This window comes from Mycobacterium sp. 663a-19, from assembly GCF_035616495.1.
In the GTDB taxonomy this organism is placed as follows: domain Bacteria; phylum Actinomycetota; class Actinomycetes; order Mycobacteriales; family Mycobacteriaceae; genus Mycobacterium.
This window is the reverse complement of the sequence record NZ_JAPJAV010000005.1, coordinates 217,020-231,950: the sequence shown is the minus strand read 5'-3', so window position 1 is coordinate 231,950 and position 14,931 is coordinate 217,020. Positions and strand designations below refer to the sequence as shown.

The window sequence follows — 14,931 nt, the reverse complement described above, 5'->3', positions numbered from 1 at the left end:
AAGCGCCCGCCGTCGCACCGTGCGGTCGCCGCCCGACGGCTGAAGTGCTGGAAGGCGAGCCGCGGCTGCTAGACTTGCCGTCGCGACCATCCCGGCGAAAGCCAGGGACAGTTAAGTGGAGTCCCACTCCCACCGCTAGCCACGAAGGGGTTTGTTGCCCCTGTCACGGCGACACGGTCCGGTCGCGGGCATCGCCACGATGCCCGCCCCGCGCGCGGCGCGGGCGGCTTGACGAAGCGTCAAGCCGCGACCGGTCGGCATTGGGCCCTGCTTGCGCAGGGCTTTTTTGCTGGTGGTGTGGCGATTCCACCGCTGACTCCGGACGGGCCCAGGGCACTGGTCGTGATTGGACACCAGAAGCCCAACAAGGGAGGCCCCATCAGCACTGAGACCCGCGTCAACGAGCGCATCCGCGTACCTGAAGTCCGGTTGATTGGCCCAGGGGGGGAGCAGGTAGGCATCGTGCGTATCGAAGACGCACTGCGCGTGGCCGCAGACGCCGATCTCGACCTCGTCGAAGTCGCCCCGAACGCCAGGCCCCCGGTCTGCAAGATCATGGACTACGGCAAGTACAAGTACGAGGCGGCGCAGAAGGCGCGCGAATCCCGTCGCAACCAGCAGCAGACCGTCGTCAAGGAGCAAAAGCTCCGGCCCAAGATCGACGATCACGACTACGAGACCAAGAAGGGCCACGTGGTCCGCTTCCTGGAGGCGGGATCGAAGGTAAAGGTCACCATCATGTTCCGCGGACGTGAGCAGTCCCGGCCCGAGCTGGGCTACCGATTGCTGCAACGGCTGGGCGCCGACGTCGCCGACTACGGCTTCGTCGAGACGTCGGCCAAGCAGGACGGACGCAACATGACGATGGTGCTGGCACCGCACCGCGGCGCGAAGACTCGCGCCAGGGCGCGTCACCCGGAAGGCCCGGGTGCCGGCCCGGCACGCGATTCCGATGCGGCCGGCGACACCAAGCCGTCGGCCAACTAGAGAACAGAGGACATATGCCCAAGGCCAAGACCCACAGTGGGGCTTCGAAGCGGTTCCGGCGCACCGGGACCGGAAAGATCGTCCGGCAAAAGGCCAATCGCCGGCATCTGCTCGAGCACAAACCCACCAAACGGACCCGGCGGCTGGACGGCCGCACCACGGTTTCCGCCAACGACACCAAGCGGATCAAGTCGCTGCTGAACGGCTGACAGCGGCCCACCCGACCATTTACGTCTGACGAGAGTAGGAACATCCATGGCACGCGTGAAGCGGGCGGTCAACGCCCACAAGAAGAGGCGCAGCGTCTTGAAGGCCTCGAAAGGCTATCGCGGCCAGCGATCCCGGCTCTACCGCAAAGCCAAAGAGCAGCAACTGCATTCGCTGAACTACGCCTACCGCGACCGCCGCGCCCGCAAGGGTGAGTTCCGCAAATTGTGGATCTCGCGGATCAACGCGGCGGCGCGCGCCAACGACATCACCTACAACCGGCTGATCCAGGGTCTCAAGGCCGCCGGCGTCGAGGTGGACCGCAAGAACCTCGCCGACATCGCGATCACCGACCCGGCGGCGTTCACCGCGCTCGTCGACGTCGCCCGGGCGGCGCTGCCCGACGACGTCAACGCCCCCTCGGGAGAGGCTGCCTGAGTTCGCGTTCCCGGCCGGGGGATTCGGTGCTGACCGAACGCTCGGGCCGGGTGTCCGCGGCGGTCAAATTGCATCGCCACGTCGGCCGCGGGCGGGCGGGGCGGTTTCTGGCCGAGGGGCCCAACCTCGTCGAGGCCGCGGCGGCGCGCGGGCTGGTCCGCGAGGTGTTCGTCACCGAGTTCGCCGCCGAAAGGCACGCGTCGCTGCTCGCCTCCCTGACCGGGCCGCCGGTCCACCTGGTGACCGAGCGGGCCGCAAAAGCCTTGTCCGACACCGTCACTCCGGCGGGCCTGGTGGCGGTCTGCGACATCCCGGCCACCGGGCTCGACGACGCGCTCGCCGGCCCGCCCCGGCTGGTCGCGGTCGCCGTCGAGATCGGCGAGCCGGGCAATGCGGGCACCCTGATCCGCATCGCCGACGCCATGGGCGCCGCGGCGGTGATCCTGGCCGGACACAGCGTCGACCCGTACAACGGCAAGTGCCTGCGCGCCTCGGCCGGCAGCATCTTCTCGATCCCGGTCGTCCCCGCGCCCGACGCGCAGGCCGCCGTCGGCGCGTTGCGCGCCGCCGGGCTGCGGGTGCTGGCCGCCACGGTCGACGGCGAGACCCGCCTCGACGAGGCCGGGGAGCTGCTCGGCCGGCCGACGGCCTGGCTGTTCGGGCCCGAGTCGCACGGGCTGCCCGCCGACATCGCGGGCGGGGCGGATCACCGCGTGCGCATCCCGATGTCCGGCGGCGCGGAGAGCCTGAACGTGGCCGCCGCCGCGGCGATCTGCCTCTACCAGAGCGCGCGGGCCCTGGACGCACCTGAGTCCTAGGCGGCCGTTCTGGTCCGGCCCCGCGCCGGGCGCATGCCGGCCAGCGACAGCGTGGTGTGCACCAGCGACCCGGCGCGCTCCATCAACGACTTGCGCGGCGGGAAGTAGTGCATCGGCAGCCCGCGGCGGTCGCGCGGCGGCGCCATGAATTCCGGCGCCTCGACCAACGGCGCGTCGTCCGGAATCCGCCCCTGGGCGCGGCGGTAGGCGGCCAGCGCGCGCGGGTGCAAACGGATCTCGTCGGGCACGGCCAGGAATGCCAGCTCCACCATCTTGCCGAAGAGGCGCAACAACACCTCGTCGCCCGGCGTCCAGCGCATGCCCGCCTTCTCGCGAACCGCCGGCTCGAACAGTCCCGCCGCGATCCAGCGCTGGCCCGCGACCAACGGCTTGAACAGCTGGTCCCAGATCGGCGTCGGCATCAGGATGAACTTCGGCTTGGGAATGCGAATCTGGAAGATGTCCAGGGTCGCCCGATTGATCTCGAGCTCCTCGCGGCAGACCCGGTCCCAGTACTCCTGGAATTCCTCCCACGACTTGGGCACCGGACGCATGCTCATCCCGTACATCCGGTACCACTGCACGTGCTCGTCGAACAGCTGCCGCTTCTCGGCCTCGGTCAGGCCCCCACAGAAATACTCGGCCACCTTGATCACGAGCATGAAGAACGTGGCGTGCGCCCAGTAGAAGGTCTCGGGGTTCAGCGCGTGATAACGGCGGCCCTCGGTGTCAATCCCCTTGATGGTGTGGTGGTAGCGCTTGATCTGCTCGCCGGTCTCCGCCGCCCGATCGCCGTCGTAGACGACGCCCATGATCGGGTACACCGAGCGGGCCACCCGCTGCAACGGCTCGCGCAGCACGATCGAATGCTCCTCGACCCCCGCGCCGAGTTCGGGATACATGTTCTGGATCGCCCCGATCCAGATGCCCATCATCCCGGTGCGCAAGTCGCCAAAGTACTTCCAGGTGAGCGAATCTGGCCCGAGCGGATCGGCGGGCGGAGTCGCGGACGGAGTCGATGCGGCAGTCATCACGGCCTCCTACTACTAACTGCGCTCACGATAACTTTGACAACGCACGTTGTCTACGATTTCGGCCTCGGCGCGGCCGGGTGTTACCGAGTTTCGACGTCGGCGTGGCTTGCCGGTAATCGCGCCGCAATCAGGGCCTTTGATGCGAGATGTGACACAACCGGCCCGAGTGTCATTGCCTGCGTCGGCCGGAACTACTTACCCTGGCCGAGTGGAAGGCCCGCCTCGCGAACCGGACCCGGGCGAGGGCCAGGAAACGGAACCGGAATTGGTGACGACGGCGGCGCCCCCCTTGCGACGGCGCTCCCCGGTGCCCGTGCACACCGCGACGCAGTGGCTGCGCTCGACCAACCACCGCCCCGGAGTGGTGGAGTTCGTCCGGCGGGCGCGACGGCTGCTGCCCGGCGACCACGAGTTCGGCGACCCGCTGTCCACCGCGGGTGAGGGCGCGCCGCGGGCCGCGGCGCGCGCCGCCGACCGGCTGCTGGGGGACCGCGACGCGGCCTCGCGTGAGCTCAGCCTCGGCGTGCTGCAGGTGTGGCAGGCGTTGACCGAGGCGGTTTCCCGGCGGCCGGCGAATCCGGAGGTGACGTTGGTGTTCACCGACCTGGTCGGCTTTTCGACGTGGTCGCTGCGCGCTGGCGACGACGCGGCGCTTGCCCTGTTGCGTCAGGTGGCGCGGGCGGTGGAACCGCCGCTGCTGGACGCGGGAGGCCACATCGTCAAGCGGATGGGCGACGGGTTGATGGCGGTGTTCCGGGATCCGACCGTCGCCGTGCGGGCCGTCCTGGCCGCCAAGGAGGAGTTGCGCTCGGTCGAGGTGGCCGGCTACACGCCGCGAATGCGGGTCGGGATCCACACCGGGCGCCCCCAGCGGATGGCCGCCGACTGGCTCGGCGTCGACGTCAACATCGCCGCCCGCGTGATGGAACGCGCCACCAAGGGCGGCATCATGGTGTCGAGTTCGTCACTCGACCTGATACCGCAAAGCGAACTGGACGCACTGGGCGTCGTCGCCAAACGCGCACGTAAACCCGTGTTCGGGCCCAAAACCACCGGCATCCCCGCCGACCTGGCGATCTATCGCCTCAGGACTCTTAGGGAGTTGACAGCCTCTGATCACGCCCCGGAAACAAATTAGCCTGCATAATAGACACCGATGATCGGGGGCATCTTCACCCGGCTTTCCCGGGTCCGGTTCACCGTTGGGTACGTGGCGATCCTGCTCGCCATCAGCTGCGCCATCCTGGCGCTCGGCCCGCACGCGCATGACGTGCTCGTTCAGCGCGCCAGCACCAACCTGCACAACCTGGCGCGCGGCCACCTGGGCACGCTGGTGGGCAGCGCGCTGGTGGTCGACGCCGGCCCGCTCTACTTCTGGTTGCCCTTCCTGACCTGCCTGCTCGCGCTCGCCGAACTGCACTTGCGCACCATCCGCCTGGTCGTGGCGTTCGTCGTCGGCCACATCGGCGCGACGCTGGTGGTGGCCGCCGCGCTGGCCGCGGCGATCGAGTTCGGCTGGCTGCCGATATCGATCGCCCGCGCCAGCGACGTCGGGATGAGCTACGGCGCCCTGGCGGTGCTCGGCGCGATGACGGCGGCGATTCCGCAACGCTGGCGGCCGGCCTGGATCGCCTGGTGGGTGTCGGCGGGCCTGGCGTCGGCGATCATCGGCGGTGACTTCACCGATGCGGGTCACACCGTCGCCGTCGTGCTGGGCGTGCTGGTCTCCGCGCGATTCCAGCAGCCGATCCGGTGGACCCCGGTGCGGTTCTTGATGCTGGCGGCGTCCGCGGGGTTCGGCTTCCTGATGTTGGCCCACCACTGGGGGACGATGGCCGCCGCATCGTCGTTCGGCATCCTGGGCGCGGTGGTGGCCTACCTCGTCGCGCAGTTCTTCGCGCGACGCGGCGCGCTACCGGTTTTGCCGCTGGTGGATGGCGCGCCGGCCGCGCAGCCCGTCATGGCCGGCTAGGGATTTCGCCGGCGGTCTTCGAAGCATGCGCCGCGCAGCGCATCCCTTATGATCGGCATTTGCGCCGCCGCCTGTCCGTGCGCAGCCCGAACAGCCTCGTCAGCAAGGAGAGTGTCGCCGCGTGGGCGATCAACCCGTCGACCTGTCGCCGGAAGCGTTGAGCAATGCGGTCAACGCCGCCCGGCAGGCGATCGCAGGCGCGGGTGACCTGGAGGCGCTGGCGGCCGTCAAGACCGAGCACCTCGGCGACCGCTCGCCGCTGGCGCTGGCGCGACAGGCGCTGGGCGGCGTGCCCAAGGACCAGCGCGCCGACGCCGGCAAGCGCGTCAACGCCGCGCGCGCCGAGGCCCAGCGCAGCTACGACGAACGGCTGGCGGCGCTGCGCGCCGAGCGCGACGCGGCCGTGCTGGCCGCCGAGGGCATCGACGTCACGCTGCCGTCGACCCGGCAGCCGACCGGCGCCCGGCACCCGATCACGATCCTGGGCGAGCGCGTCGCCGACACCTTCATCGCGATGGGGTGGGAGCTGGTGGACGGGCCGGAGGTGGAAACCGAGCAGTTCAACTTCGACGCCCTCAACTTCCCTCCCGACCACCCCGCGCGCAGCGAGCAAGACACCTTCCACGTCGCGCCGGAGGGCTCGCGGCAGCTGCTGCGCACGCACACCTCGCCGGTTCAGGTGCGCGCCCTGCTCGAGCGCGAGCTGCCGGTCTACATCATCTCGATCGGCCGCACGTTCCGCACCGACGAACTCGACGCCACCCACACGCCCGTCTTCCACCAGGTCGAGGGGTTGGCGGTGGACCGCGGCCTGACCATGGCGCACCTGCGGGGCACGCTGGACGCGTTCGCGCGCGCGGAGTTCGGCCCCTCGGTGCGCACCCGGTTCCGGCCGCACTTCTTCCCGTTCACCGAGCCGTCCGCCGAGTTCGACGTGTGGTTCGCCGGCAAGAAGGGCGGCGCCGACTGGGTGGAGTGGGGCGGCTGCGGCATGGTGCATCCAAACGTGTTGCGCGCGGCCGGAATCGACCCCGACGCCTATGCCGGGTTCGCGTTCGGGATGGGCCTGGAACGCACGCTGCAGTTCCGCAACGGCATTCCCGACATGCGCGACATGGTCGAGGGCGACGTCCGGTTCTCGCTGCCGTTCGGGGTGGGTGCCTGATGCGCGTTCCCTACAGCTGGCTGCGCGAGGTCGTCGCGGTGGGCGCGCCCGGCTGGGACGTCGCGCCCGGCGAACTCGAGCAGACGTTGATCCGCATCGGCCACGAGGTCGAGGAGGTGGTCACGCTCGGCCCGGTCGACGGGCCGCTGACCGTGGGCCGGGTCACCGGCATCGAGGAGCTCACCGGCTTCAAGAAACCGATCCGGGCCTGCGTGGTCGACGTCGGCGCGGGGAACGGTCAGCGCGAGATCGTCTGCGGTGCAACCAATTTCGCGGTCGGCGACCTGGTCGTGGTGGCACTGCCGGGGACCACGCTGCCCGGCGGGTTCGCGATCACGGCCCGCAAGACCTACGGCCGCGACTCCGACGGGATGATCTGCTCGACGGCCGAACTGGGTTTGGGCGCAGACCATTCCGGAATCCTGGTGCTGCCGCCCGGCACGGCCGAACCCGGTGCCGCCGGCGCCGAGGCGCTCGGATTGGACGACGTGGTGTTCCACCTGGCCATCACGCCCGACCGCGGCTACTGCATGTCGGTGCGCGGCCTGGCCCGCGAGGTCGCCTGCGCCTACGACCTGGACTTCGTCGACCCCGCCGAGGTGAAGCCGCTGCCGGTCGAGGGGGAGGCCTGGCCGCTGACGGTGCAGGCCGAAACCGGCGTCCGCCGCTTCGCGCTGCGCCCGGTCACCGGGATCGATCCCGCCGCGGTGTCGCCGTGGTGGTTGCAGCGCCGGCTGCTGCTGTGCGGCATCCGCGCGACCTCACCGGCCGTCGACGCCACCAACTACGTGATGCTGGAACTGGGCCACCCGATGCACGCCCACGACCGCAACCGCGTCACCGGCGGCCTCGGCGTGCGGTTCGCCCGGCCCGGCGAGACCGTCGTCACCCTCGACGACGTCGAGCGCAAACTCGACCCGGCCGACGTGCTGATCGTCGACGACGCGGCCACGGCGGCGATTGGCGGCGTGATGGGCGCGGCGAGCACCGAGGTGCGCCGCGATTCCACCGACGTGCTGCTGGAGGCCGCGGTGTGGGACCCCGCCGCGGTATCGCGCACCCAGCGTCGCCTGCACCTGCCCAGCGAGGCCGCCCGCCGCTACGAGCGCGCCGTGGACCCGGCCATCTCGGTGGCGGCGCTCGACCGGTGCGCCGCGCTGCTCGCCGAGATCGCCGGGGGAACCGTGTCGGAGACGCTGACCGATTGGCGCGGCGACCCGCCGCGCGACGACTGGGCCGGGCCGCCGATCCGGATCGCCGCCGACCTGCCGGATCGCGTGGCCGGCCTGGCGTACGCCCCGGGCACGACCGCCCGTCGGCTGGCCCAGGTCGGCGCCGCGGTGGCCGAGGACGGCGACGTGTTGACAGTGACGCCGCCGAGTTGGCGCCCCGACCTCGCACAGCCCGCCGACCTGGTCGAGGAGGTGCTGCGGCTCGAGGGGCTGGAGGCCATCGGCTCGGTGCTGCCGTCGGCGCCCGGGGGCCGGGGACTGACGGCGGTGCAACGGCGCCGCCGCGCCGTCGGCAGGTCGCTGGCGCTGTCCGGCTACGTCGAGGTGCTGCCGACACCGTTCCTGCCCGCCGGCGTGTTCGACCTGTGGGGCCTGCCGGCCGACGACCCGCGGCGCACCACCACCCGCGTGCTCAACCCGCTGGAGGCCGACCGCCCGGAGCTGGCCACCACGCTGCTGCCGGGTCTGCTGGAAGCGTTGGGGCGCAACGTGTCCCGCGGCCTCGTCGACGCCTCGCTGTTCGCCGTCGCGCAGGTGGTGCAGCCCACCGAGCAGACCCGCGGCGTCGAGCCCATCCCCGTCGACCGGCGGCCGACCGAGGCCGAGATCGCCGCGCTGGACGCGTCGTTGCCCCGGCAGCCGCAGCACGTCGCCGCGGTGCTGACCGGCCTGCGCGAACCGCGCGGCCCGTGGGGTCCCGGGCGCGCCGCCGACGCCACCGACGCGTTCGAGGCGGTGCGAATCATCGCGCGCGCCAGCGGGGTCGACGTGCGGCTGCGCGCGGCGCAACACCTGCCCTGGCATCCGGGTCGCTGCGCCGAGGTGCTGGTCGGCGACGCCCGTGTCGGCCACGCCGGGCAGCTGCATCCCGCCGTCATCGAGCGCTCCGGGCTGCCGAAGGGCACCTGTGCGCTCGAGTTGGACCTCGACGCGATTCCCATCGTCGAGGCGCTGCCGGCGCCCCGGGTGTCGCCGTTCCCGGCCGTGTTCCAGGACGTCAGCCTGGTGGTCCCCGCCCAGGTGCCCGCCCAGGCTGTGGCCGACGCGATCCGCGAGGGCGCCGGCGAGCTGCTGGAGGACATCCAGCTGTTCGACGTGTTCACCGGCCCGCAGATCGGCGAGCATCGCAAGTCGCTGACGTTCGCGCTGCGCTTCCGCGCGCCGGATCGCACGCTGACCGAGGACGACGCCAGCGCCGCCCGCGACGCCGCCGTGCGCCACGCCGCCGAGGCCGTGGGCGCCGAACTGCGCACATAGCATTGATTTGCAATCAAGTGCATAAACATGCAGAATTGCCGAAATGGCCGATGTTCTGAAGGTGGCGGTCGCCGGGGCCAGCGGCTACGCGGGCGGCGAGATCCTGCGCCTGTTGCTCGGGCATCCCGCCTGCTCCGACGGCCGGCTCGAGATCGGTTCGGTGACCGCCGCGGCCAGTGCCGGCAGCACGCTGGCCGAGCACCATCCGCACCTGACGCCGCTGGCCCAGCGGGTGCTGGAGCCCACCGAGCTCGGCGTGCTGAACGGACATGACGTGGTGTTCCTGGCCCTGCCGCACGGGAATTCGGCGGCCCTGGCCGAACGGCTCGCCCCCGACACCCTGATCATCGACTGCGGCGCGGACTTCCGGCTCGACGACGCCGCCGCGTGGGAGCGGTTCTACGGCTCCCCGCACGCCGGCAGCTGGCCATACGGGCTGCCGGAGCTGCCCGGCGCGCGGGAGCGGCTGCGCGGCGCCCGCCGCATCGCGGTGCCGGGCTGCTATCCGACCGCGGCGCTGCTGGCGCTGCTGCCCGCGGTGGCCGAGGACCTGGTGGAACCCGCCGTCACGGTGGTCGCCGTCAGCGGCACCTCCGGGGCCGGCCGCGCGGCCAAGGCCGACCTGCTCGGCTCGGAGGTCATCGGGTCGGCGCGGGCCTACAACATCGCCGGCGCCCACCGGCACACGCCCGAGATCGCACAGGGGCTGCGGGCCGTCACCGATCGCGACGTCACGGTGTCGTTCACGCCGGTGCTCATCCCGACCTCGCGGGGGATCCTGGCGACCTGCACCGCGCGCACCCGCTCCCCGCTGTCCCAACTGCGGGCCGCCTACGAAAAGGCTTACGACGCAGAGCCTTTCGTCTACCTGATGCCCGATGGGCAGCTGCCCCGCACCGGTTCGGTGATCGGCAGCAACGCGGCGCACGTCGCCGTCGCGGTGGACGAGGCCGCCGAGACGTTCGTCGCGATCGCCGCGATCGACAACCTGGTCAAGGGCACCTCGGGCGCCGCGGTGCAGTCGATGAACCTGGCGCTGGGTTGGCCGGAGGCGGAGGGCCTTTCGACGGTCGGGGTCGCGCCGTGACGTCGACGGCAGCGGCCGCGCGGCTGCTGCGTGAGCAGGGCGTCACCGCCCCGGCCGGGTTCCGCGCGGCCGGCATCGCCGCCGGGATCAAGGCGTCGGGGGCCCGCGACCTCGCGCTGGTCTTCAACGAGGGACCCGACTACTCGGCCGCCGGCGTGTTCACCCGCAACCGGGTCAAGGCCGCGCCGGTGCTGTGGACCCAGCAGGCGCTGACCACCGGGGCGCTGCGCGCGGTGATCCTCAACTCCGGCGGCGCCAACGCGTGCACCGGGCCGGGCGGCTTCCAGGACGCCCACGCCACCGCGGAGGCGGTGGCCGCGGCGTTGTCGGACTGGGGGACCGAGACCGGGGCCATCGAGGTCGCGGTCTGCTCAACCGGGCTGATCGGCGACCGGCTGCCGATGGACAGGGTGCTGGCCGGCGTCCGCCAGATCGTGCACGAGATGGCCGGCGGGCTGTCCGGCGGCGAGGACGCCGCGCAGGCCATCATGACCACCGACACGGTGCCCAAACAGGTTGCGCTGCACCATCGGAACAACTGGACGGTCGGCGGGATGGCCAAGGGCGCGGGCATGCTGGCACCGTCGCTGGCGACCATGCTGTGCGTGCTCAGCACCGACGCCGTCGCCGACCCGGCGGCGCTCGACACGGCGTTGCGCCGCGCGGTGGCGCGCACGTTCGACCGGCTGGACATCGACGGCTGCTGTTCCACCAACGACACCGTGCTGCTGCTGGCGTCGGGTGCCAGCGGGATCGCCCCGGCCCAAACCGATCTCGACGATGCGGTGCTGCGGGTCTGCGACGACCTGTGCGCGCAGCTGCAGGCCGACGCCGAGGGCGTCACCAAACGCGTCACCGTGACGGTGACCGGGGCGGTCTCCGAGGACGAGGCGGTGGCGGCCGCCCGGGCGATCGCCCGCGACAGCCTGGTCAAGACCGCGATGTTCGGGTCGGACCCCAACTGGGGCCGGGTGGTCGCGGCCGTCGGCCTGGCGCCCGGTGTCACGGTCGAGCCCGATCGAATCGCCGTGTCGTTCAACGGGTTTGCGGTGTGCGTCGACGGGGTCGGGGCTCCGGGCGCGCGCGAGGTGGATCTGTCGGGCGCCGACATCGACATCGCCGTCGACCTCGGCCTGGGGGACGCCACGGCCGCGATCCGCACCACCGACCTGTCGCACGGCTACGTCGAAGAGAACTCCGCCTACAGCTCATGACCCTGAACGTCGACGAGTTGAGCATCGGGGTCAAGGCGCAGGTGCTGGCCGAAGCCCTGCCGTGGCTCAAGCAGCTGCACGGCAAGATCGTCGTGATCAAGTACGGCGGCAACGCCATGACCGACGACACGCTGCGACATGCCTTCGCCGCCGACATGGCCTTCCTGCGCAACTGCGGCATCCACCCCGTCGTCGTGCACGGCGGCGGGCCGCAGATCACCGCCATGCTGCGCCGCCTCGGCATCGAGGGCGACTTCAAGGGCGGATTCCGGGTCACCACACCGGAGGTGCTCGACGTGGCGCGGATGGTGCTGTTCGGACAGGTGGGCCGCGAACTGGTCAACCTGATCAACGCGCACGGGCCCTACGCCGTCGGCATCACCGGCGAGGACGCGCAACTGTTCACCGCCGTGCGGCGCAGCGTCACCGTCGACGGCGTGGCCACCGACATCGGCCTGGTGGGCGACGTCGACCAGGTCAACACCGCCGCGGTGCTGGATCTGATTGCGGCGCGGCGCATTCCGGTGGTGTCGACGCTCGCGCCCGACGCCGACGGGGTGGTGCACAACATCAACGCCGACACCGCCGCGGCGGCGCTGGCCGAAGCCCTGGGCGCCGAGAAGCTGTTGATGCTCACCGATGTCGAAGGCCTGTACACCAAATGGCCCGACCGGGATTCGCTGGCCAGCGAGATCGACGCCGGCACGCTGGCGCAGCTGCTGCCCACGCTGGAGGCGGGCATGATCCCCAAGGTGGAGGCGTGCCTGCGGGCGGTCACCGCGGGCGTGCCCAGCGCGCACGTCATCGACGGCCGGGTCGAGCACTGCGTGCTGGTGGAGTTGTTCACCGACGCGGGCACCGGCACCAAGGTGGTTGCGTCGTGACGCGCACCGACTCCATCAAGCAGCGGTGGGAAGCCGTGATGATGCACAACTACGGCACCCCGGCGGTCGCGTTGGCCACCGGGGACGGCGCCGTCGTCACCGACGTCGACGGCAGGGCCTACCTGGACCTGCTGGGCGGCATCGCGGTCAACGTGCTGGGCCATCGCCACCCCGCCGTCGTCGAGGCCGTCACGCACCAGATGGCGACGCTGGGCCACACGTCCAACCTGTACGCCACCGAACCGGCCATCGCGCTGGCCGAGGAGCTGGTCGGGCTGCTGGGCGCGTCCGACGAAAACGGGGCCCCGGCGCGGGCGTTCTTCTGCAACTCCGGCACCGAGGCCAACGAGATGGCGTTCAAGCTGTCCCGGCTCACCGGGCGCACGAAACTCGTTGCGGCGCAAGGGGCTTTCCACGGCCGGACGATGGGCTCGCTGGCGCTGACCGGGCAGCCGAGCAAGCAGGCGCCGTTCGCGCCGCTGCCCGGTGAGGTCACCCACGTCCCGTACGGGGACGCCGGCGCGCTGGCCGCCGCGGTCGGCGACGACACCGCCGCGGTGTTCCTGGAACCGATCATGGGGGAGGGCGGCGTCGTCGTCCCGCCCGAGGGCTACCTGGTCGCCGCCCGCGAGATCACCGCCCGGCACGGCGCGCTGCTGGTGCTCGACGAGGTGCAGACCGGGATGGGCCGCACCGGCGCCTTTTTCGCCCACCAGCACGACGGCATCACCCCCGACGTGGTGACCCTGGCCAAGGGCCTCGGCGGCGGGCTGCCGATCGGGGCGTGCCTGGCGGTCGGGGCGGCGGCGGAGCTGCTGACGCCGGGCCTGCACGGCAGCACCTTCGGCGGCAACCCGGTCTGCGCCGCGGCGGCGCTGGCGGTCCTGCGCGTGCTGGCGGCCGACGACCTGGTCCGGCGCGCCGAGGTGCTGGGCAAGTCGGTGCGCCACGGCATCGAAGGGCTGGGCCACCCGCTGATCGGCCAGGTGCGCGGCCGCGGGCTGCTGTTGGGCATCGTGCTGACCGCCGAGCGCGCCAAGCACGCCGAGGCGGCCGCCCGCGACGCGGGATTCCTGGTCAACGCCGCCGCGCCCGACGTCATCCGGCTGGCGCCGCCGCTGATCATCACCGAGGCCCAGATCGACGGCTTCGTCGCCGCGCTGCCGGCCATCCTGGACCGTGCTTCCAGAGACGGGGCCGCCGATGCCTAGGCACTTCCTGCGCGACGACGACCTCTCACCCGCCGAGCAGGCCGAGGTGCTGCAGCTGGCCGCCGAACTGAAGAAGGACCCGTTCGGCCGTCGCCCGCTGGAGGGGCCCCGCGGCGTCGCGGTCCTGTTCGACAAGAACTCCACCCGCACCCGGTTCTCGTTCGAGGTGGGCGTCGCGCAGCTCGGCGGGCACGCCGTCGTCGTCGACACCGGCAGCACCCAGCTGGGCCGCGACGAGACCCTGCAGGACACCGCGCGGGTGCTGTCCCGCTACGTCGACGCCATCGTGTGGCGGACGTTCGGGCAGGACCGGCTCGACGCCATGGCCTCGACCGCGACGGTGCCGGTGGTCAACGCGCTGTCCGACGAGTTCCATCCGTGCCAGGTGCTGGCCGACCTGCAGACCATCGCCGAACGCAAGGGGACACTGCGCGGGGTCCGGCTGTCCTACTTCGGCGACGGCGCCAACAACATGGCCCATTCGCTGATGCTCGGCGCCGTCACCGCCGGCGTCCACGTCACCGTCGCCGCGCCGGACGGCTTCGCGCCCGACCCGGCGGTGGTGGCCGCCGCCAAGCGGCGCGCGCGGGCCACCGGCGCCTCGGTGCTGGTCACCGCCGACGCCGAGGCGGCCGCCGCGGGCGCCGACGTCCTGGTGACCGACACCTGGACGTCGATGGGCCAGGAGGGCGACGGCCTGGACCGGGTCGCGCCGTTCCGGCCGTTCCAGGTCAACCCGCGGCTCGTCGGGCTGGCGGACTCGGAAGCGATTGTGCTGCATTGCCTTCCGGCCCATCGCGGGCACGAGATCACCGACGAGGTGATGGACGGGCCGCGCAGCGCGGTGTGGGACGAGGCCGAGAACCGGCTGCACGCGCAGAAGGCGCTGCTGGTGTGGCTTTTGGAGCGATCCCGATGACCCGCTCGAAGCCCACGCCGGAGACCACCCGGGCCGGACGGCAGGCCCGCATCGTGGCCATCCTGTCGTCGTCGTCGATCAGCAGCCAGAGCGAACTGGCGGCCCGGCTGGCCGGTGAGGGCATCGACGTCACCCAGGCGACGCTGTCGCGCGACCTCGAGGAGCTGGGCGCGGTGAAGCTGCGCGGCGCCGACGGCGGCGTCGGCGTCTACGTCGTCCCCGAGGACGGCAGCCCGGTGCGCGGAGTATCCGGCGGCACGGCCCGGCTGTCCCGGCTGCTGGGCGAGCTGCTGGTGTCCGCCGACTCCAGCGCGAACCTGGCGGTGCTGCGCACCCCGCCCGGCGCGGCCGACTATTTGGCCAGCGCAATCGACCGGGCGGCGCTACCGTACGTCGTCGGCACCATCGCCGGCGACGACACCCTCTTCGTGGCGGCCCGGGAGCCGATGACCGGAGCCGAGCTGGCCGCCACACTGGAAAGCCTCAAGTAAAGGCTCGAATAAAGG

15 protein-coding genes are annotated in these 14,931 nt (G+C 71.7%); 14 read left to right on the top strand and 1 reads right to left on the bottom strand.

Annotation, left to right across the window (positions count from 1 at the left end; genetic code table 11):
* Positions 1 to 378: 378 nt before the first annotated feature.
* The 4 genes from infC to OQ968_RS11405 are packed head-to-tail and all read left to right on the top strand — an operon-like array spanning position 379 to position 2,450.
* Entirely contained in the window at positions 379 to 987 is a 609-nt protein-coding gene (gene infC / locus OQ968_RS11420) for a translation initiation factor IF-3 (protein ID WP_324678008.1), read from the top strand.
* A 14-nt stretch (positions 988 to 1,001) separates the two neighbouring features.
* Positions 1,002 to 1,196: a 50S ribosomal protein L35 gene (rpmI, locus tag OQ968_RS11415; RefSeq protein ID WP_324677753.1), complete on the top strand. Its 195-nt coding sequence runs from the start codon at positions 1,002 to 1,004 to the stop codon at positions 1,194 to 1,196.
* A 46-nt stretch (positions 1,197 to 1,242) separates the two neighbouring features.
* Positions 1,243 to 1,632, top strand: a complete 390-nt coding sequence (gene rplT, locus OQ968_RS11410; RefSeq protein ID WP_324677751.1) for a 50S ribosomal protein L20 — start codon at positions 1,243 to 1,245, stop codon at positions 1,630 to 1,632.
* Positions 1,633 to 1,658: 26 nt separating this feature from the next.
* Complete coding sequence (locus tag OQ968_RS11405) at positions 1,659 to 2,450, top strand: RNA methyltransferase (RefSeq protein ID WP_324677749.1); 792 nt, start codon at positions 1,659 to 1,661, stop codon at positions 2,448 to 2,450.
* Here the strand turns inward: OQ968_RS11405 and OQ968_RS11400 are convergent.
* Positions 2,447 to 3,481 carry an oxygenase MpaB family protein gene (locus OQ968_RS11400; protein WP_324677747.1) on the bottom strand — a complete coding sequence of 345 codons (1,035 nt, stop codon included), beginning with the start codon at positions 3,479 to 3,481 and terminating at the stop codon, positions 2,447 to 2,449. The genes OQ968_RS11405 and OQ968_RS11400 overlap by 4 nt on opposite strands.
* A 211-nt stretch (positions 3,482 to 3,692) precedes the next feature.
* On the opposite strand from OQ968_RS11400, the gene OQ968_RS11395 reads away from it, so the two are divergent.
* The 10 genes from OQ968_RS11395 (at position 3,693) to OQ968_RS11350 (ending at position 14,916) form a co-directional block, all read left to right on the top strand.
* Positions 3,693 to 4,622 carry an adenylate/guanylate cyclase domain-containing protein gene (locus OQ968_RS11395; RefSeq protein WP_420715889.1) on the top strand — a complete coding sequence of 310 codons (930 nt, stop codon included), beginning with the start codon at positions 3,693 to 3,695 and terminating at the stop codon, positions 4,620 to 4,622.
* 18 nt (positions 4,623 to 4,640) lie between these two features.
* A complete protein-coding gene (locus tag OQ968_RS11390) occupies positions 4,641 to 5,456 on the top strand; it encodes a rhomboid-like protein (RefSeq protein WP_324677745.1) in 816 nt (271 codons plus the stop codon).
* 121 nt (positions 5,457 to 5,577) lie between these two features.
* Entirely contained in the window at positions 5,578 to 6,621 is a 1,044-nt protein-coding gene (pheS, locus tag OQ968_RS11385; protein WP_324677743.1) for a phenylalanine--tRNA ligase subunit alpha, read from the top strand.
* On the top strand, positions 6,621 to 9,110 hold the full coding sequence (pheT, locus tag OQ968_RS11380; protein WP_324677741.1) for a phenylalanine--tRNA ligase subunit beta: 2,490 nt from the start codon (positions 6,621 to 6,623) through the stop codon (positions 9,108 to 9,110). The genes pheS and pheT overlap by 1 nt, the downstream gene beginning before the upstream one ends.
* Before the next feature lie 43 nt (positions 9,111 to 9,153).
* Positions 9,154 to 10,197, top strand: coding sequence for an N-acetyl-gamma-glutamyl-phosphate reductase (gene argC, locus OQ968_RS11375; protein WP_324677739.1), 1,044 nt, complete (start codon positions 9,154 to 9,156; stop codon positions 10,195 to 10,197).
* A complete protein-coding gene (gene argJ / locus OQ968_RS11370; protein WP_324677737.1) occupies positions 10,194 to 11,411 on the top strand; it encodes a bifunctional glutamate N-acetyltransferase/amino-acid acetyltransferase ArgJ in 1,218 nt (405 codons plus the stop codon). Before argC ends, argJ begins: the two co-directional genes overlap by 4 nt.
* Positions 11,408 to 12,295, top strand: coding sequence for an acetylglutamate kinase (argB, locus tag OQ968_RS11365; protein WP_324677736.1), 888 nt, complete (start codon positions 11,408 to 11,410; stop codon positions 12,293 to 12,295). Before argJ ends, argB begins: the two co-directional genes overlap by 4 nt.
* Complete coding sequence (locus OQ968_RS11360) at positions 12,292 to 13,506, top strand: acetylornithine transaminase (RefSeq protein ID WP_324677734.1); 1,215 nt, start codon at positions 12,292 to 12,294, stop codon at positions 13,504 to 13,506. The genes argB and OQ968_RS11360 overlap by 4 nt, the downstream gene beginning before the upstream one ends.
* A complete protein-coding gene (argF, locus tag OQ968_RS11355) occupies positions 13,499 to 14,425 on the top strand; it encodes an ornithine carbamoyltransferase (protein WP_324677732.1) in 927 nt (308 codons plus the stop codon). The genes OQ968_RS11360 and argF overlap by 8 nt, the downstream gene beginning before the upstream one ends.
* Positions 14,422 to 14,916 carry an arginine repressor gene (locus OQ968_RS11350; protein ID WP_324677730.1) on the top strand — a complete coding sequence of 165 codons (495 nt, stop codon included), beginning with the start codon at positions 14,422 to 14,424 and terminating at the stop codon, positions 14,914 to 14,916. The genes argF and OQ968_RS11350 overlap by 4 nt, the downstream gene beginning before the upstream one ends.
* The last annotated feature ends 15 nt before the right edge of the window (positions 14,917 to 14,931 follow it).

Coding starts and splice junctions, on each gene's coding strand:
- rpmI (WP_324677753.1), top strand. CDS start 1,002: ATGCCCAAGGCCAAGACCCACAGTGGGGCTTCGAAGCGGTTCCGGCGC.
- rplT (WP_324677751.1), top strand. CDS start 1,243: ATGGCACGCGTGAAGCGGGCGGTCAACGCCCACAAGAAGAGGCGCAGC.
- OQ968_RS11400 (WP_324677747.1), bottom strand. CDS start 3,481: ATGACTGCCGCATCGACTCCGTCCGCGACTCCGCCCGCCGATCCGCTC.
- OQ968_RS11390 (WP_324677745.1), top strand. CDS start 4,641: ATGATCGGGGGCATCTTCACCCGGCTTTCCCGGGTCCGGTTCACCGTT.
- pheT (WP_324677741.1), top strand. CDS start 6,621: ATGCGCGTTCCCTACAGCTGGCTGCGCGAGGTCGTCGCGGTGGGCGCG.
- argC (WP_324677739.1), top strand. CDS start 9,154: ATGGCCGATGTTCTGAAGGTGGCGGTCGCCGGGGCCAGCGGCTACGCG.
- argB (WP_324677736.1), top strand. CDS start 11,408: ATGACCCTGAACGTCGACGAGTTGAGCATCGGGGTCAAGGCGCAGGTG.
- argF (WP_324677732.1), top strand. CDS start 13,499: ATGCCTAGGCACTTCCTGCGCGACGACGACCTCTCACCCGCCGAGCAG.
- OQ968_RS11350 (WP_324677730.1), top strand. CDS start 14,422: ATGACCCGCTCGAAGCCCACGCCGGAGACCACCCGGGCCGGACGGCAG.